The 17,300-nt window shown below is 54.9% G+C and carries 15 protein-coding genes; 7 read left to right on the top strand and 8 right to left on the bottom strand.

Annotated features, from left to right (window positions below; genetic code table 11):
• Positions 1 to 250 precede the first annotated feature (250 nt).
• Entirely contained in the window at positions 251 to 835 is a 585-nt protein-coding gene (gene pth, locus JY391_RS09965; RefSeq protein ID WP_042283649.1) for an aminoacyl-tRNA hydrolase, read from the top strand.
• Between the two features lie 116 nt (positions 836 to 951).
• The gene (gene ychF, locus JY391_RS09960; RefSeq protein ID WP_042283652.1) at positions 952 to 2,043 is read left to right on the top strand and encodes a redox-regulated ATPase YchF; all 1,092 of its coding nucleotides are present in this window, start codon (positions 952 to 954) and stop codon (positions 2,041 to 2,043) included.
• A 208-nt stretch (positions 2,044 to 2,251) separates the two neighbouring features.
• Here the strand turns inward: ychF and JY391_RS09955 are convergent, their stop codons facing one another.
• Both JY391_RS09955 and JY391_RS23755 read right to left on the bottom strand, forming a co-directional pair.
• Positions 2,252 to 2,593, bottom strand: coding sequence for a DHCW motif cupin fold protein (locus tag JY391_RS09955; RefSeq protein WP_211935658.1), 342 nt, complete (start codon positions 2,591 to 2,593; stop codon positions 2,252 to 2,254).
• Between the two features lie 60 nt (positions 2,594 to 2,653).
• Positions 2,654 to 2,809: a cupin domain-containing protein gene (locus tag JY391_RS23755; RefSeq protein WP_374197226.1), complete on the bottom strand. Its 156-nt coding sequence runs from the start codon at positions 2,807 to 2,809 to the stop codon at positions 2,654 to 2,656.
• Between the two features lie 181 nt (positions 2,810 to 2,990).
• On the opposite strand from JY391_RS23755, the gene JY391_RS09945 reads away from it, so the two are divergent.
• On the top strand, positions 2,991 to 3,782 hold the full coding sequence (locus JY391_RS09945) for a PhzF family phenazine biosynthesis protein (RefSeq protein WP_211935657.1): 792 nt from the start codon (positions 2,991 to 2,993) through the stop codon (positions 3,780 to 3,782).
• Positions 3,783 to 3,825: 43 nt separating this feature from the next.
• Here JY391_RS09945 and cobB read toward each other — a convergent pair whose 3' ends face one another.
• Genes cobB through lolC form a run of 5 tightly spaced genes read right to left on the bottom strand, consistent with a single transcriptional unit; the run spans position 3,826 to position 8,741 of the window.
• Positions 3,826 to 4,647 carry a Sir2 family NAD+-dependent deacetylase gene (cobB, locus tag JY391_RS09940; RefSeq protein WP_042283663.1) on the bottom strand — a complete coding sequence of 274 codons (822 nt, stop codon included), beginning with the start codon at positions 4,645 to 4,647 and terminating at the stop codon, positions 3,826 to 3,828.
• 15 nt (positions 4,648 to 4,662) lie between these two features.
• Positions 4,663 to 5,574, bottom strand: a complete 912-nt coding sequence (gene nagK, locus JY391_RS09935; RefSeq protein WP_211935656.1) for an N-acetylglucosamine kinase — start codon at positions 5,572 to 5,574, stop codon at positions 4,663 to 4,665.
• Positions 5,575 to 5,603: 29 nt separating this feature from the next.
• Entirely contained in the window at positions 5,604 to 6,848 is a 1,245-nt protein-coding gene (lolE, locus tag JY391_RS09930; RefSeq protein WP_042283667.1) for a lipoprotein-releasing ABC transporter permease subunit LolE, read from the bottom strand.
• A complete protein-coding gene (gene lolD / locus JY391_RS09925) occupies positions 6,848 to 7,549 on the bottom strand; it encodes a lipoprotein-releasing ABC transporter ATP-binding protein LolD (protein WP_211935655.1) in 702 nt (233 codons plus the stop codon). The genes lolE and lolD overlap by 1 nt, the downstream gene beginning before the upstream one ends.
• Positions 7,542 to 8,741: a lipoprotein-releasing ABC transporter permease subunit LolC gene (gene lolC / locus JY391_RS09920; protein WP_042283671.1), complete on the bottom strand. Its 1,200-nt coding sequence runs from the start codon at positions 8,739 to 8,741 to the stop codon at positions 7,542 to 7,544. Before lolC ends, lolD begins: the two co-directional genes overlap by 8 nt.
• Positions 8,742 to 9,039: 298 nt before the next feature.
• Between lolC and mfd the strand changes: the two genes are divergently transcribed.
• Together mfd and ldtC are read left to right on the top strand one after the other, a co-directional pair.
• On the top strand, positions 9,040 to 12,486 hold the full coding sequence (gene mfd / locus JY391_RS09915) for a transcription-repair coupling factor (protein ID WP_211935654.1): 3,447 nt from the start codon (positions 9,040 to 9,042) through the stop codon (positions 12,484 to 12,486).
• A 159-nt stretch (positions 12,487 to 12,645) separates the two neighbouring features.
• The gene (ldtC, locus tag JY391_RS09910) at positions 12,646 to 13,611 is read left to right on the top strand and encodes a L,D-transpeptidase LdtC (RefSeq protein ID WP_374197229.1); all 966 of its coding nucleotides are present in this window, start codon (positions 12,646 to 12,648) and stop codon (positions 13,609 to 13,611) included.
• A gap of 92 nt (positions 13,612 to 13,703) precedes the next feature.
• On the opposite strand, the gene bhsA is transcribed toward ldtC, so the two are convergent.
• Positions 13,704 to 13,961, bottom strand: coding sequence for a multiple stress resistance protein BhsA (bhsA, locus tag JY391_RS09905; RefSeq protein ID WP_042283675.1), 258 nt, complete (start codon positions 13,959 to 13,961; stop codon positions 13,704 to 13,706).
• A 241-nt stretch (positions 13,962 to 14,202) separates the two neighbouring features.
• Between bhsA and comR the strand changes: the two genes are divergently transcribed.
• Both comR and JY391_RS09895 read left to right on the top strand, forming a co-directional pair.
• The gene (comR, locus tag JY391_RS09900; protein ID WP_060571336.1) at positions 14,203 to 14,838 is read left to right on the top strand and encodes a TetR family copper-responsive transcriptional repressor ComR; all 636 of its coding nucleotides are present in this window, start codon (positions 14,203 to 14,205) and stop codon (positions 14,836 to 14,838) included.
• Between the two features lie 231 nt (positions 14,839 to 15,069).
• Positions 15,070 to 17,259, top strand: a complete 2,190-nt coding sequence (locus JY391_RS09895) for a TonB-dependent siderophore receptor (protein ID WP_211935653.1) — start codon at positions 15,070 to 15,072, stop codon at positions 17,257 to 17,259.
• Positions 17,260 to 17,300 lie beyond the last annotated feature (41 nt).

Raw genomic sequence — 17,300 nt, 5'->3', positions numbered from 1 at the left:
TGTTTCAGGGAATACCCCTAATCCTTATGTGTAAAGTATAGACAACACGCACCATTCTGAGTGCGGGTGCGATCACAAATACAACGTCGCGTTCAACAAAACTTTACAAATAAGCCTCTGAAGCTCTTGACTTTCTAATAGTCGACAGCGGCAACTATTCATTTCCCTCTCCTCTGACGCTGTTTTTTGTCAAGCGGAGCTGCAGACAGTACACTACGCGCCAGTGATTGACCTATGCAGGATAGAAAACGTGACGATTAAACTGATTGTCGGCCTGGCAAACCCCGGCGCGGAGTATGCAGCAACACGACACAATGCGGGCGCATGGTACGTCGATTTACTGGCTGAGCGGCTGCGAGCGCCGTTACGCGAAGAGCCGAAGTTCTTTGGCTATACGTCCCGGGTAACCGTTGAGGGTGAAGATGTTCGCCTGCTGGTGCCTACCACGTTTATGAACCTGAGCGGGAAAGCGGTCAGCGCGATGGCCAGTTTCTATCGCATTAATCCTGATGAGATTTTAGTGGCGCATGATGAGCTGGATCTGCCGCCAGGGGTTGCCAAATTTAAGCTGGGCGGTGGGCATGGCGGTCATAACGGCCTGAAGGACATTATCAGCAAACTTGGCAATAACCCTAACTTTCATCGCTTACGCATCGGAATTGGCCATCCGGGCGATAAAAATAAAGTTGTAGGCTTTGTGTTAGGAAAGCCACCGGTCTCTGAACAGAAGCTGATTGACGACGCGATTGACGAAGCGGCTCGCTGTACGGAGATTTGGTTTAAAGACGGTCTGACCAAAGCGACAAGCCGCTTGCATACCTTTAAGGCACAATAAACCGGGATGTGCGGCATTTTTGCCGTACGCTGTGTATAATAGGCAAAGTTGTTTTCATTTCTACAATCTGTTTTCTGTAACAGGTTGATTATCAAGTTATTAAGGTGATTTAAATCATGGGATTCAAATGCGGTATCGTTGGTTTACCCAACGTCGGGAAATCCACCCTGTTCAACGCGCTGACCAAAGCCGGTATTGAAGCGGCCAACTTCCCGTTCTGTACGATCGAACCGAATACCGGCGTCGTACCGATGCCTGACCCGCGTCTGGATCAACTGGCTGAGATCGTTAAACCGCAACGTATTCTGCCGACGACCATGGAGTTCGTGGATATCGCGGGTCTGGTGAAAGGCGCGTCCAAAGGTGAAGGTCTGGGTAACCAGTTCCTGACCAACATTCGTGAGACCGAAGCGATCGGCCACGTCGTGCGCTGCTTCGAGAACGACAACATCATTCACGTTGCAGGTAAAGTTAACCCGGCGGAAGATATCGACGTTATCAATACCGAGCTGGCGCTGGCGGACCTCGATACCTGTGAACGAGCGATTCACCGTGTGCAGAAAAAAGCGAAAGGCGGTGATAAAGACGCTAAAGCCGAACTGGCGGCGCTGGAAAAATGTCTGCCGCACCTGGCCGAAGCGGGAATGCTGCGCTCTCTGGATCTGACCGACGAAGATAAAGCGGCAATCCGCTACCTGAGCTTCCTGACCCTGAAACCTACCATGTACATCGCCAACGTCAACGAGGACGGTTTCGAGAACAACCCATACCTGGATCAGGTTCGTGAAATCGCGGCGAAAGAAGGCTCCGTGGTTGTTCCGGTTTGTGCTGCCGTTGAAGCCGATATCGCTGAGCTGGACGATGAAGAACGCGACGAGTTCATGCAGGAACTGGGGCTGGAAGAACCGGGTCTGAACCGCGTGATTCGCGCGGGCTATCGCCTGCTTAACCTGCAGACCTATTTCACCGCTGGCGTGAAAGAAGTCCGTGCCTGGACTATCCCTGTCGGCGCAACAGCCCCGCAGGCGGCAGGAAAAATCCATACTGACTTCGAAAAAGGGTTTATTCGCGCGCAGACTATTGCGTTTGACGATTTCATTACCTATAAGGGCGAACAGGGCGCGAAAGAAGCCGGTAAGATGCGCGCCGAAGGTAAAGATTACATCGTTAAAGACGGTGATGTGATGAACTTCTTGTTCAACGTCTAACGGCATTGATGCATCAGGAAACGCTAATTCCTGTTCATTCACACTCTGCAAAATCCACGCCTTAGCGTGGATTTTTTTTGGATAAATGCCCTGACAAAACACAACGTAAGGGATGGCAGCTTCATTCAAGTCAGCAATGATATCAGTAAGTTATGTCTAGTCCTTTGAAGCGAAAGCACATTTTATGGCAACCAGGTTTGCTGGCACGTTAATCAACAATAAACAGCGTTGCGCCTGTCGTTGTGCTGGATTGATGCCGTTCAGCGTTATCGCCAACCTGATAACTCATTCCGGCCTTCAGGACAAATTCTCGTCCATCTTCCAGCACGGTTTTTAACTCGCCTTTAATACAGAAAAGGATATGCCCTTTTTGACACCAATGGTCCGCAAGGTAGCCAGGCGTGTACTCAACCATACGTACACGGATTTGATTGGGTTTGTTACCAAAGTATTGTGTACGCCAGTAAGCGATGCCCGTTTCTCCAGGGTACTCTGTTCTTTCAACTTCGTTCCAGTTCGTTGTGCCAAAAGCAAACGCATCCATCTTCATTGTGTTGGTCCCCGTGGGAATACAAATTATCTGTCAACGGAATAAAGCGACATACACACATTACACGCCAGGCTGACGCTTCGCTTCATTTTTCACATGTATGATCATTTCGCTGGCCCCGTGTTCCATCCAGTCAACACCCTTGCCTTCCTGCGCCCCGGCAATGGCGATATGCGACATGGCCATCTCAGGAGCAGCGCCATGCCAGTGTTTCACGCACCAGCTCCCACACCTGGAAGGCAGAATGTTATCGGTATGTATGCAAGGGCAAAGCAACTGAAACAATACCTACCTTAAATTGCAGGCCGCGCTTCGGTCTCGGGAAAGAGAATGAAACTGCGCACTGCCGTGTCATGATAAGGTGTAAGTTTTCCGGATATGCCGTGAGGTTGACGCTATGCAACAAATTGATTTCTACATGATAGATGCCTTTTCTACCACCACCTTTGGCGGTAATGCCGCGGCGGTCTGCCCGCTTACCGAATGGCTGCCCGATGAGACACTTTTAAAAATGGCGAAGCAGCATAATCAATCGGAGACCGCTTTCTTTGTGGTCAACGACAAGGGTTTTACGCTGCGCTGGTTTACCACTCAGGGGGAAATTAATCTGTGTGGACATGCCACCCTTGCGGCGGCGCACGTCATCTTCGAACATCTGAATTATCCTTATGCGACCATTCATTTCGATACCCGATTTGTCGGGCCGCTGACCGTCACCCGCAGCGGCGAGTGGTTGACGCTGGATTTTCCGGCCTGGCAGACGGACCCCGTCACGCCACCGCCTTTATTGCTTGAGGCATTAGGCATTACGCAGTACACAGAAGTGCGCGCCGCACGAGATTATCTGGTGGTCCTGGAACATCAACGCGAGGTGGAAGCGCTGTGCCCGGATATCAGCGCCATGCTGCCTCTTGAGAAAATGGTGTGCGTCACCGCGCCCGGTGCCGGGGAATACGACTTTGTGAGCCGTTTCTTCTGCCCCGGTGAAGCGGTTGCAGAAGATCCGGTCACCGGTTCAGCGCACACCATGCTCATCCCTTACTGGGCTGAAAAATTGCATAAAACGCAGATGCTCGCGTATCAGGGGAGCGAACGCGGCGGCGAACTACGCTGCCAGCTAAAGGGGGATCGGGTTTACATCGGTGGGCAGGCATCAACCTATCTGACGGGCAAGGTGCTGTTGCGCTAAAACGGAGAAATGCTGCCCGGCATTCTTTCCGGGCAGTAACGCGTCACAGTCCTTTCAGTAACTTCTCGACGAACTCAGGCACCACCTGACTTGCGGGGCCGTAATACTTCTCATCGAATTCGCTGCCGACCTGACTGGGCTCAAGGTTCAGCTCAACAGTGTGCGCGCCGTGCAGTTTCGCTTCGTGGACAAAACCGGCCGCCGGATAAACGTGCCCGGAAGTGCCAATGGCGATAAAGACATCCGCCATGGCCAGCGCCATATAGATCTCATCCATGCCAATCGGCATTTCACCAAACCAGACGACATGCGGGCGCAGCGGCGCCGGAAACTGGCAGCAATGGCATTTATCGTCCGGCGTAACGTCACCGGTCCACGCCAGAATCTGCCCGCTCTGCGAACAATGCACCTTCAACAGCTCGCCGTGCATATGAATAATATTATGATTACCCGCCCGTTCATGCAGGTTATCGATATTTTGCGTTACCAGCATAAAACGATCGCCCAGCGCCTCTTCCAGCTTCGCCAGTGCGAGATGCGCCGGATTCGGCTGAATTTCAGGCTGTTGCAGCTGTCGACGACGCGCATTATAGAATGACTGCACCAGCTCCGGGTTACGGGCGAAGCCTTCCGGCGTCGCTACGTCTTCGACGCGATGTTCTTCCCATAAACCGTCCGCCGCGCGGAAGGTGCGAATTCCGGACTCCGCAGAAATGCCAGCCCCTGTAAGCACTAATACTCTCGGTTTTTCCATCACTTCCGGCACCACTCTGTCTCTGAAAAAGATCCGCTGACGCAGACGTTCGCGTAGATGGCGTTTGTTTTTACGAAATCGACTTAACCGATGACCCCGACGCGACAGCATAGCAACCTCTATTGATTAATCGGTAAGATGTAAGAAGGCCGCACCGCGCATTCCGCCCGCGTCGCCGTGACGCGCACGTTCGATACGCGGTACGCGTGCGACAGGCAATAAGTGGCGCGGCAGTCTGTCTGCCAGCTGCGTGGTGACGGCGGTAAAATTCGACAGGCCGCCGCCAATAACCACCAGATCCGGATCGACAATCGTCAGGATATTTCCCAGACAAACGGCCAGTAAGTCCAGATAACGTTCAACATGCGCCCGCGCCTGTTCGTCGCCCTGCTCCCACAGCGCAATGATTTCAGGCGCCTCCAGCGGTTGATGATAATAATGCTGATACAGCCAGGCAAATCCCCGCCCGGAAAGATAATTTTCAATGCAGCCCAGTTGACCGCAGCCGCAGCGACGCAACGGAAAGTCGAACCCCATCAGCGTGAGGGCATCAACCGGCAGACGCATATGCCCAAATTCGCCGGTAATATAACTGCGGCCGGTGATCGGTTTTCCGTTAAGGATCAAACCACCACCTACGCCGGTGCCGAGGATCAACCCCATCACCAACGGATATTGGGTGAATTCATCGTCCCAGGCTTCAGAAAGCGCAAAGCAGTTCGCATCGTTATCGAGGCGAACATCACGGTCAAGACGCGCGCTAAGGTCGGCACGCAAGGGTTTGCCACTGGCGGCGGGAACGTTCGCGGCATACAGGGTGCCATCTTCAGTTTCCGGCATGCCCGGAATACCAATACCGACCGATCCTTTGACGCCAAAGCGCTGGTCAGCTTCCGCCACCAGGTGACATACGGCGTCTAAAAAGGCCGCGTAACCATCGCGTGGCGTAGGTATACGTTTTTCCCACTGGAGTTTGCGCTGGTTGTCAAACACGCCTAACGCAATTTTTGTACCGCCAATATCAAACCCGTAATACATTGCCGCTCCTTGTCTTTTTTCTTTTGGCGTTACTGGCCGCTGAGCACTCTTGCCGGGTCAATATTGCTGGCGCGCCGCGCCGGATACCAGCTTGCTAACAGGCTCAGCAACAATGCCGTGACCAGCACGTAAATCACATCCAGCCAGTGCAACTCCGATGGCAGGAAGTCAATAAAATAGATATCGCCGGAGAGGAACTGATGGCCGATCAGTTTCTCAATGCCGTTGATAATTGGGGTCAACTGAAGCGAAACCACCACGCCAATCACCACGCCAATCAGGCTACCAAACAGTCCCGCCAGCAGGCCGTACCAGACAAAAATGGCGCGAATAAGACCATCTTTCGCCCCCAGCGTTCTTAATACCGCAATATCGCCGCTCTTGTCTTTAACCGCCATCACTAATGTTGAAACAATGTTAAAACAAGCCACGCCGATCACCAGCACCATCGCCAGATACATAATCGCGCGGATCATCTGGATATCGCGGTACATATAGCCGTAAGTGCCAATCCAGCTCTTGATGTAAACGTAGCTGTTGGTGACTTCGCCCGCGGCGCGAACCAATTTGTTCGCGTTAAAGACGTCGTTAACCTTCAGCGCAATACCGGAAACCGTGTCAGGCATGTCGAGATACTGCTGGGCATCCGCCATCGGGATCATTGCAAAGCTGTGATCCAACTGACCGCTCAGTTGCAGGATCCCGGCAACGTGCAGGCGGACGCGTTTTGGCTGCATCAGTTTATGATCGGCACTGGCGTTGGGGATCATGATCGACACCCAATCCCCCTGCTTCACTTTCAGCGCATCGGCGACGCCTTTGCCAATGATGATCTGTTGCTCTCCGGCCTTAAAGCCGGACCAGGCGTTATTCAGCACAAAGGACGGTAGCGCGCTCAGCCGCTGCTCCTGCTGCGGATCGACGCCTTTGACCTGGATGGCGCGCAGATTGGCTCCGCTTTCCACCAGACCGGTAAAGTTGATATAAGGGGCCGCCGCCGTGATGCCCGGCACCTTCTGCACTTTTTCCAGCGCATCGCGCCAGTTGTTCCATGGCTGATTGACGGCCTCGATTTCACCGTGCGGCACCACCGCCAGAATGCGGTTATTCAGCTCACGCTCGAAGCCGTTCATCGCGCTTAAGCCAACGATAAGCACTGCCACGCCCAGCGCAATGCCGATGGTGGAGATCACCGAAATCAATGACACCATACCGCCACGCCGACGTCCCCGGCTAAAGCGCAAACCAATCAATAACGATAAAGGCGACGCCATTACTCCGCCCCCATCAGGCTCAGTTCCGCGGTCAGGCGTCCGTCACGCATTTCCAGTTGGCGACTCATGCGCTTTGCCAGGAGCAGATCGTGCGTGACCACCAGAAACGCGGTGCCCTGCGAACGATTCAGTTCCCCGAGCAACTGGAAAATGCTGTCCGCATTGCGCGCATCGAGGTTACCGGTCGGTTCATCCGCCAGCACCAGACGCGGGTTATTCACCAACGCGCGCGCGATAGCCACGCGCTGACGCTCACCGCCGGAAAGTTCAGACGGACGATGGTTCGCACGATGATCCAGCCCTACCGCTTTCAGCATCTCACGCGCCCGCTGGTCGATCTCCGACGGCTTTTTCTTGCCGATCAGCAGCGGCATCGCTACGTTTTCCAGCGCGGTGAAGTCCGGCAGCAGGTGGTGAAACTGATAAATGAAGCCAAGTTTTTGGTTTCGCAGTTCCGCTTTCGCCGCCGGGGAAAGTGTGCTCATCGGCTGACCGCTGAAAATCACATCGCCAGAGGTCGGCGTATCCAGTCCGCCCAGCAGATGCAGCAGCGTACTTTTGCCGGAGCCGGAGCTACCGACAATCGCCATCATCTCTCCTTCGCCCACGCTGAAGCTGACATCGTGCAGCACGTCGGTCTGCACGGCGCCTTCCTGATAGCGTTTGCACAATTTGTCGCATTGCAACAGGATCTTATTCATAACGTAAAGCCTCAGCGGGTTGAGTGGCGGCAGCGCGCCAGGAAGGATAAAGCGTAGAAAGCAGCGCGATGGCCATGGCCACCAGCGCAATCACAATCACCTGTAGCGGCTCGATCGCCACCGGCAGCGAAGCGCCATCCAGCAGCACACCGATAACCGGCATCAGGTTGTTTAACTGACTGGCAAGCAACGCGCCAAGCGCCGCCCCCAACACTGCGCCGATAATCCCGGCGCTGGCTCCCTGCACCATAAAGACCATCATGATCTGGCGCGGCGTCAGCCCTTGCGTTTGCAGAATCGCCACTTCGCCCTGCTTCTCCATCACCATCAAACCCAGCGAGGTAATAATATTGAACGCCGCCACCGCCACGATCAGGCTAAGCAGCAGTCCCATCATGTTCTTTTCCATCCTTACGGCCTGGAACAGTTCGCCCTTGCGCTCGCGCCAGTCCTGCCATTTCGTGCCTTCCGGCAGCGTCTGCTGACTGAGAGAGTCCACCTTCAGCGGCTCGTTAAGCCATAAACGCCAGCCGGTAATGTTTCCCGCCGGATAGCGCATCAGACGCGACGCATCCTGAATGTTGGTCAGCATCTGATAGCCGTCGACTTCACTGTTCGCCGCAAACGTGCCAATGACGGTAAACAGACGCTGGCTCGGCAAACGCCCCATCGGCGTGAACTGGCTGGCTGAGGGCACCATCACGCGGATTTGGTCGCCGCGATTAACGCCAAGCTGCCCCGCAAGCTGTTCGCCGAGGATGACATTATACTTACCCGGCTGGAGATCGGTTTGTCTGACATTGACCAGATACGGCGTCAGCGGATCGTTTTGCGCCGGATCGATACCCAGCATTACGCCCACCGCCACGCTGCGCGCGCTTTGCAGAACCACATCGCCGGTGGTCAGCGGCGCGACACGGCTCACGCCGTTGAGCTTGACGGCGTTTTCCGGTAACTGGCCGGGATTCAGCGAGCCTTGCTCAGCGGAAAGAATGGCCTGCGGCATCAGGCCCAGGATGTTATTTTGCAGTTCACGTTCAAAGCCGTTCATCACTGACAAAACCGTGACCAACGCCATCACCCCAAGGGTAATGCCGATGGTGGAAAGCCAGGAGACGAAGCGACCGAAGCGGTCTGCTGCACGCCCACGCATGTAGCGCAGGCCGATGAATAGAGCGACAGGTTGGTACATGAAATCCGTCTGGTTGCGATTAGCAAAGTCACGAGTATATAAGCGAAAGCGGAATGGGTAAACGTCTGAACCGTAAGTGTTCGTCAGCGTACCCGTGAGAGGGGATGAGAAATCGATATGCTAAATATATTCTTTCCCCGGCGCGCTTACCGTTCTGATCTTTCTCCTGAATCATCCAAATGAAGAATATTACGCATGACGATACCGAGGGCGATTCAATTTGCTAAAGAGAAACGATCGCGGATAATAAAGAGCATTGCTTATCAGACGTATACCTAAAAGAGATTCTGACAACCGAATGCCTGAACAACAACGTTACACGCTGCCCGTCAAAGCGGGCGATCAGCGCCTGCTGGGCGAACTGACCGGGGCTGCCTGCGCCACGCTGGTGGCGGACATTGCTGAACGCCATCCCGGCCCCGTCGTACTCATCGCCCCGGATATGCAAAACGCCCTGCGCCTGCATGACGAAATCCGCCAGTTTACCGACCAGATGGTGATGAACCTCGCGGACTGGGAAACGCTTCCTTACGACAGCTTCTCGCCGCATCAGGAAATCATCTCATCACGCCTTTCAACCCTGTATCAGTTGCCTTCTATGCAACGCGGCGTGTTGATTGTGCCGGTGAATACGCTGATGCAGCGCGTCTGCCCGCACAGTTATTTGCACGGCCATGCGCTGGTAATGAAAAAAGGTCAGCGATTATCGCGCGACGCCCTGCGCGCGCAGCTCGACAGCGCAGGCTATCGGCACGTTGATCAGGTCATGGAACACGGCGAATACGCGACGCGCGGCGCGCTGCTGGATCTCTTCCCGATGGGTAGCGAACAACCCTACCGTCTGGATTTCTTTGACGACGAAATTGACAGCCTTCGCCTGTTTGATGCGGATACCCAGCGCACGCTGGAAGAAGTGGATGCCATCAACCTGCTGCCAGCGCATGAGTTTCCGACGGATAAAACCGCCATCGAGCTGTTCCGCAGCCAGTGGCGCGATACATTTGAAGTGAAACGCGACGCTGAACATATTTATCAGCAGGTCAGTAAAGGCACGCTGCCTGCGGGGATTGAATACTGGCAACCGCTGTTTTTCAGCGAACCGCTGCCCCCACTGTTCAGTTACTTCCCGGCCAACACCTTACTTGTCAATACCGGCGATCTGGAAGCCAGCGCCGAACGCTTCCAGGCCGACACGCTGGCGCGTTTCGAGAACCGGGGCGTTGACCCGATGCGCCCGCTCCTGCCGCCAGAATCGCTCTGGCTGCGCGTTGACGCGCTGTTCTCGGAACTGAAGCGCTGGCCGCGCATTCAGCTCAAAACGGAGCACCTGCCGGACAAAGCGGCCAATACCAATCTGGGCTTCCAGCAATTGCCCGATCTGGCGGTACAGGCGCAGCAAAAAGCGCCGCTTGACGCTTTGCGCAAATTCCTCGAGTCGTTCACGGGTCCGGTTGTCTTTTCCGTGGAGAGCGAAGGCCGCCGCGAGGCGCTCGGCGAACTGCTCGCGCGAATTAAGCTCGCGCCGAAGCGCATTCTGCGTCTTGATGAAGCAAGTGGTAACGGGCGCTATCTGATGATCGGCGCCGCGGAACGCGGGTTTGTCGATACCCAGCGCAACCTGGCGATGATTTGCGAAAGCGACCTGCTCGGCGAGCGCGTGGCGCGTCGCCGCCAGGATTCACGCCGCACCATTAATCCGGACACGTTGATCCGCAACTTGGCCGAACTGCATCCGGGTCAGCCGGTGGTTCATCTGGAACACGGCGTTGGTCGTTATGCCGGAATGACGACCCTGGAAGCGGGCGGCATCAAGGGTGAATATCTGATGCTCACCTACGCCAACGACGCCAAACTGTATGTGCCGGTCTCCTCGTTGCATCTCATCAGCCGCTATGCAGGCGGAGCCGAGGAAAACGCGCCGCTGCATAAGCTTGGCGGCGACGCCTGGTCCCGCGCGCGGCAAAAAGCAGCGGAAAAAGTCCGCGACGTGGCGGCGGAACTATTGGATATTTATGCCCAACGTGCGGCGAAAGAAGGCTTTGCCTTTAAGCACGACCGCGAGCAGTACCAGCTATTTTGCGACAGCTTCCCGTTCGAGACCACGCCCGACCAGGCCCAGGCCATTAACGCTGTACTCAGCGACATGTGTCAGCCGCTGGCGATGGACCGTCTGGTCTGCGGCGACGTGGGCTTCGGCAAAACCGAAGTGGCAATGCGCGCGGCGTTTCTCGCCGTTGAAAACCATAAGCAGGTGGCCGTTCTGGTGCCGACCACCCTGCTCGCCCAGCAGCACTTCGACAACTTCCGCGACCGCTTTGCCAACTGGCCGGTGCGTATCGAAATGCTGTCCCGCTTCCGTAGCGCCAAAGAACAGGCGCAGATCCTCGAACAGACGGCTGAAGGGAAAATCGATATCCTGATCGGCACGCACAAGCTGTTACAAAGCGATGTCAAACTGAAGGATCTGGGCTTATTGATTGTCGACGAAGAGCACCGTTTCGGCGTGCGTCATAAAGAGCGTATCAAAGCGATGCGCGCGGACGTCGATATTCTGACCCTGACCGCCACGCCCATCCCGCGCACGCTCAATATGGCGATGAGCGGGATGCGCGATCTGTCTATCATTGCCACCCCACCGGCGCGACGGCTGGCGGTGAAAACCTTCGTCCGTGAATACGATAACCTGGTCGTGCGCGAGGCGATCCTGCGTGAAATCCTGCGCGGCGGCCAGGTCTATTACCTGTATAACGACGTCGAAAACATTCAGAAAGCCGCCGACCGTCTGGCGGAACTGGTGCCGGAAGCGCGCATCGCGATTGGTCATGGGCAGATGCGCGAGCGCGAACTGGAACGGGTAATGAACGACTTCCACCATCAGCGCTTTAACGTGCTGGTGTGTACCACGATTATCGAGACCGGGATCGACATCCCGACCGCCAACACCATTATCATCGAACGCGCGGATCACTTTGGACTGGCGCAGTTGCATCAGTTGCGCGGACGCGTGGGCCGATCGCATCATCAGGCGTACGCCTGGCTGTTGACGCCGCATCCGAAAGCGATGACCACCGACGCGCAAAAGCGTCTGGAGGCGATTGCGTCACTGGAAGATTTGGGCGCGGGCTTTGCGCTGGCGACACACGATCTGGAAATTCGCGGCGCGGGCGAACTGCTTGGCGAAGACCAGAGCGGACAGATGGAAACCATTGGCTTCTCGCTGTATATGGAACTGCTGGAAAACGCCGTCGATGCGCTAAAAGCCGGACGAGAACCGTCACTGGAAGATCTCACCAGCCAGCAGACAGAAGTCGAACTGCGAATGCCGTCGCTGCTACCGGATGATTATATCCCCGACGTCAATACGCGCCTGTCGTTCTACAAGCGAATCGCCAGCGCCAAAAGCGAAAACGAGCTGGAAGAGATCAAAGTGGAGCTTATCGATCGCTTTGGTCTTCTGCCGGATCCCGCGCGTAATCTGCTGGATATCGCCCGTTTGCGTCAGCAGGCGCAAAAGCTGGGGATCCGCAAACTCGAAGGTAACGAGAAAGGCGGCACCATTGAATTCGCCGAGAAAAATCACGTGAACCCGGGCTGGCTTATCGGTCTGCTGCAAAAGCAGCCTCAGCACTTCCGCCTCGACGGTCCGACCCGCCTGAAGTTTATGCAGGATCTGACGGAGCGGAAAACGCGTATGGACTGGGTGCGTCAGTTTATGGCGCAACTGGAAGAAAACGCGGTCGCGTAATAACCCGATGCCGGATAAGGCGAAACCGCCGTCCGGCATGATCTCCCCCGCCTCGCAGATCTTTACAACTCTTTGCACTTCCCTTGCATTTCAGGACATGCCAACCCGCCATAATGATCGTTGGCGTCTTTTATTCCAATAACCCTTTGATTTATGATGATAATGAAAACTCTGCGACTTTCCCGCTGGCTGGCGTTTGTCACCTTTGCCGCCGGCATAGCGCTTGCGCTACCTGCGCAGGCGAATACCTGGCCACTTCCGCCGCCCGGCAGCAAACTGGTGGGCGAAAATAAATATCACGTTGTCGAAAACAACGGCGGTTCCCTGGAGGCCATTGCGAAGAAATACAACGTTGGATTCCTGGCGCTGTTACAGGCAAATCCCGGCGTTGACCCCTACGTGCCGCGCGCTGGCAGCGTCTTGACCATTCCGCTGCAAACCCTCCTGCCGGATGCGCCGCGCGAAGGTATCGTCATTAACCTTGCTGAACTGCGCCTTTATTATTATCCACCGGGTAAAAACGTGGTCACGGTTTACCCTATCGGCATTGGTCAACTGGGGGGCGATACGCTTACGCCCACCATGGTAACCACCGTTTCCGACAAGCGCGCGAATCCGACCTGGACGCCGACGGCCAATATTCGCGCCCGCTATAAAGCACAGGGGATCGAATTGCCTGCGGTTGTCCCTGCCGGGCCGGATAACCCGATGGGTCACCACGCGATTCGTTTAGCCGCCTACGGCGGCGTGTATCTGCTGCACGGCACCAACGCCGATTTCGGCATCGGAATGCGGGTCAGTTCCGGCTGCATTCGCCTGCGTGATGGCGATATTGAAACGCTGTTTAAGCAGGTTACCCCGGGAACCAAAGTCAACATTATTAATACGCCGATCAAAGCCTCAGTCGAGCCAGGCGGCGTACGTCTGGTTGAGGTACATCAGCCGCTGTCAAAAAATATTGATGATGACCCGCAGGTTTTGCCTATCGTCCTGAACAGCACATTGCAGGCATTTAAAGATGCCGCGCAAACCGATGCGCCACTGATGCAGCACGTAATGGATGTCCGCTCCGGCATGCCGGTCGACGTCACTCGACATCACGACGTTAAACAGCAATCCCTGTAAGCCTGAACGAAAAAGCCCCGCTGAACCGTGGTTCAGCGGGGCTTTTTTGTGCAGTGGCAAATTTTAATCAGGCATTAATGAGGGGTTAATGCTTATTTGTAAATTACCGCGGTACCGTGCAGCGTGTTCGGACCAGTAACCGAGGTAATGCGGAAAGATTTCGCCCCCATTTCATCTGCTTTTTGCGCCAGTTGTTCTTCCAGAGAACCCAGGTTAGTACCTGCGCTGGCAGAGATGGTCCCAACTTTTTGCTGGCCGTCAGGCGTAGATTGCACTTCAACGGCAGCGAAGCTGGCGAATGAAAGAGAGCTGAGTACAGCAGCAGCGATGAGGGCTTTGACGTTTTTCATAATAGTAACCTTTTGCAGATGAACGGGGTCGTAAGCATTTACTTAACGATCGATAGGTAAATGATAGATGTGATCCAGGTCACACGTCAACTCTTTTTTATAACGGTCGTTATATAAATTAAAAAGCACTTATCTTTCATGACAATGCAACGTAATTATTTTTCACAGGAATGCGCTGGAGACTGGACGGTTTTATTTTTATAATGGTTATTCATTAAACCCAGACAGGTACACCGGCATCATGACAACTGACTCGACAGGTTGTGTAAAAAAAAGCCGTGGCCGACCAAAAGTGTTCGACAGGGAAGCCGCGCTTGATAAGGCCATGACACTCTTCTGGCAGCACGGTTATGAGGCGACGTCGCTCTCTGATCTTGTTGAAGCGACAGGGGCGAAAGCCCCCACGCTTTACGCAGAATTCACCAATAAAGAAGGACTGTTTCGCGCGGTGCTCGACAGGTACATCGCCCGTTTCGCCGCAAAGCATGAAGCGCAGCTATTTTGTGAAGAAAAAAGCGTGGAGGCCGCGCTGGAAGATTACTTCACCGCCGTGGCGACCTGTTTTACCAGTAAAGACACCCCGGCGGGTTGTTTTATGATCAACACTTCCGCGACGCTTGCTGCCGCGTCACGGGATATTGCGCATACGGTGAAATCACGCCACGCCATGCAGGAGCAAACGTTGACCCGTTTCCTGCAACAGCGCCAGATGCGCGCAGAGATCCCGGCGCAGTGCAACGTACAGCACCTTGCCGAATACCTGAACTGCATCTTACAGGGGATGTCGATCAGCGCCCGCGAAGGCGCGTCGTTTGACACACTGATGCAGATCACCCGTACCACTCTTCGCCTGTGGCCCGAGCTGTTAAAAGCCTGATTGATCCTGCTGACCGGGGAATGCGTTTCCCGGTCCTTCTCTCGCCTTCCCCCTACAATCAGTAATGTTTTCACCGGGTTAGACTCAAATTTCTTAAAATATTATTTGATAATAGAAACCATTATCAGCAATATTCGCATTTGATTTTCTATCTGTTTCACAATGTAACGGCCGGAGCCTGCCCGGCAAGAATAACACCACTTTTACAGATATTTTCAGAAGGGAATGCGAATGAATAAGCGTCTTTGGGTGCTCAACCCAGTCCTGCTTGCGCTAACCCTGCCTGCAACGGCAGCGACGCAAACAGAAGAAGAAAACCTCATCGTCAGCGCTAACCGGAGTCAAAAAACGGTGGCGGAAATGGCGCAGACCACCTGGGTGATCGAGGGTCAGGAAATTGAACAACAGGTTCAGGGCGGCAAAGAGTTTAAAGATGTGCTGGCGCAGTTGATCCCCGGTATTGATGTCAGCAGCCAGGGACGAACCAACTATGGTATGAATATGCGCGGGCGCGCGCTGGTCGTGCTGATTGATGGCGTACGCCTTAACTCTTCGCGTACCGACAGTCGACAGCTGGACGCCATCGATCCGTTCAACATTGCCCACATTGAAGTGATTTCCGGCGCGACGTCGCTCTATGGCGGCGGCAGTACTGGCGGCCTGATCAACATCGTGACCAAAAAAGGCCAGCCGGAACGCGAAGTGGAACTAGAACTGGGTGCTAAATCGGGCTTCAATAACAGTAACGATCGTGACGAGCGCGTTGCCGCCGCGGTCAGCGGGGGGACGGATCGCGCCTCCGGCCGTCTCTCTGTCGCCTGGCAGCGCTTCGGCGGCTGGTACGATGGCAACGGCGATGCACTAATGCTCGACAATACGCAAACCGGCTTGCAACACTCCGATCGTCTGGATGTGATGGGTACGGGCACTATTGAGATTGACGACAACCGTCAGCTACAGCTGGTGACCCAATATTATAAAAGCCAGGGCGATGACGACTACGGCCTGTATCTGGGCGAAAATATGTCTGCCGTCACTGGTGACGGTAAAGCCAGCACCCGTAGCGGACTCAGCGCCGATCGCATCCCCGGAACAGAGCGTCATCTGATTAGCCTGCAATATTCAGACGCCGACTTCTTCGGTCAAAATCTGGTCAGCCAAATTTATTACCGTGATGAATCGCTGAAATTTTATCCCTTCCCGTCGCTGACCAGGGGCCAGGTCACCAGCTTTTCTGCCTCGCAGCAGGACACCGATCAGTACGGCGCCAAAATTACCCTCAACAGTCTGTTGATGGATAACTGGGAACTGACCTGGGGTATCGATGCGGATCACGAGACCTTCGACGCTAATCAGAAATTTTTCGACCTCGCATGGTCGCTTCCCTCCGGCGGCATGGACAACCGTACGGCCTATACCACCGGACGTTACCCCGGCTACAGCATCACTAATTTCGCGCCGTTCCTGCAAAGCAGTTATGACATCAACGATATTTTCACCCTGAGCGGCGGCATCCGCTATCAATGGACTGAAAACCGGGTTGATGATTTCATCGGCTACGCGCAGCAGCAGGGGATCGCCAATGGGCTGGCGAGTTCTGCCGATGCGATACCGGGCGGCAAAACCGATTACGATAACGTCCTGTTCAACGCCGGGCTACTTGCGCATCTGACCGAACGCCAGCAGGCGTGGTTCAACTTTTCCCAGGGCGTCGAATTGCCGGATCCGGGGAAATACTACGGTAACGGCACCTATCAGTTGGTAGGCGATCATTACCAGCTTCAGCGCAGCGTAAACGTCGCTGACTCGCGTCTGGAAGGGATCAAAGTCAACTCCTATGAACTGGGATGGCGCTATACCGGCGACAGTCTGCGTACGCAACTGGCGGCCTATTACTCTACCTCCGACAAATCCATTGTGATTAACCGCAGCGATATGACCATTCGCGTGGAACCTGACGACCGCCGGATTTACGGCGTGGAAGGCGCTGTGGACTATTTCATTCCTGACAGCGACTGGAGCCTCGGCGCAAACTTCAACGTACTGAAGTCTGAAGTGAAGCAAAACGGGAAATGGGAAAAATGGGATGTGACGCTGGCCTCGCCGTCAAAAGCCACCGCCTGGGTGGGTTGGGCGCCAGAGCCGTGGTCATTGCGGGTGCAAACCCAACAGTCTTTCGATCTGACGGATGCCAGCGGTAATAAGCTGGATGGATACAATACCGTTGACGTTATCAGCAGTTATCAGCTCCCGCTGGGTAAACTGACCTTCAGCATCGAAAACCTGCTGGACGAAGACTACACCACCCTCTGGGGACAGCGCGCGCCGCTGCTGTACAGCCCAACCTACGGCAGCCCATCGCAGTATGAATACAAGGGCCGCGGGCGGACCTTTGGCCTGAACTACGCGTTAACTTTCTGATAAAAAAAGCCCCTCAGCCTGAGCGAATGAGGGGCTAATAA

The sequence above is a fragment of the Citrobacter sedlakii genome (assembly GCF_018128425.1).
Classification (GTDB): Bacteria; Pseudomonadota; Gammaproteobacteria; order Enterobacterales; family Enterobacteriaceae; genus Citrobacter_A; species Citrobacter_A sedlakii.
The sequence above is the reverse complement of the archived record's forward strand: the minus strand, read 5'-3'. Positions and strand labels throughout refer to the sequence as shown.

Excerpts from the sequence above, each read along its gene's own strand:
- lolD (WP_211935655.1), bottom strand. The coding sequence starts at position 7,549 with ATGAATAAGATCCTGTTGCAATGCGACAAATTGTGCAAACGCTATCAG.
- JY391_RS09895 (WP_211935653.1), top strand. The coding sequence starts at position 15,070 with ATGAATAAGCGTCTTTGGGTGCTCAACCCAGTCCTGCTTGCGCTAACC.
- JY391_RS09955 (WP_211935658.1), bottom strand. The coding sequence starts at position 2,593 with ATGAAGATGGATGCGTTTGCTTTTGGCACAACGAACTGGAACGAAGTT.
- mfd (WP_211935654.1), top strand. The coding sequence starts at position 9,040 with ATGCCTGAACAACAACGTTACACGCTGCCCGTCAAAGCGGGCGATCAG.
- lolC (WP_042283671.1), bottom strand. The coding sequence starts at position 8,741 with ATGTACCAACCTGTCGCTCTATTCATCGGCCTGCGCTACATGCGTGGG.
- ychF (WP_042283652.1), top strand. The coding sequence starts at position 952 with ATGGGATTCAAATGCGGTATCGTTGGTTTACCCAACGTCGGGAAATCC.
- comR (WP_060571336.1), top strand. The coding sequence starts at position 14,203 with ATGACAACTGACTCGACAGGTTGTGTAAAAAAAAGCCGTGGCCGACCA.
- JY391_RS09945 (WP_211935657.1), top strand. The coding sequence starts at position 2,991 with ATGCAACAAATTGATTTCTACATGATAGATGCCTTTTCTACCACCACC.
- lolE (WP_042283667.1), bottom strand. The coding sequence starts at position 6,848 with ATGGCGTCGCCTTTATCGTTATTGATTGGTTTGCGCTTTAGCCGGGGA.
- nagK (WP_211935656.1), bottom strand. The coding sequence starts at position 5,574 with ATGTATTACGGGTTTGATATTGGCGGTACAAAAATTGCGTTAGGCGTG.
- cobB (WP_042283663.1), bottom strand. The coding sequence starts at position 4,647 with ATGCTGTCGCGTCGGGGTCATCGGTTAAGTCGATTTCGTAAAAACAAA.
- bhsA (WP_042283675.1), bottom strand. The coding sequence starts at position 13,961 with ATGAAAAACGTCAAAGCCCTCATCGCTGCTGCTGTACTCAGCTCTCTT.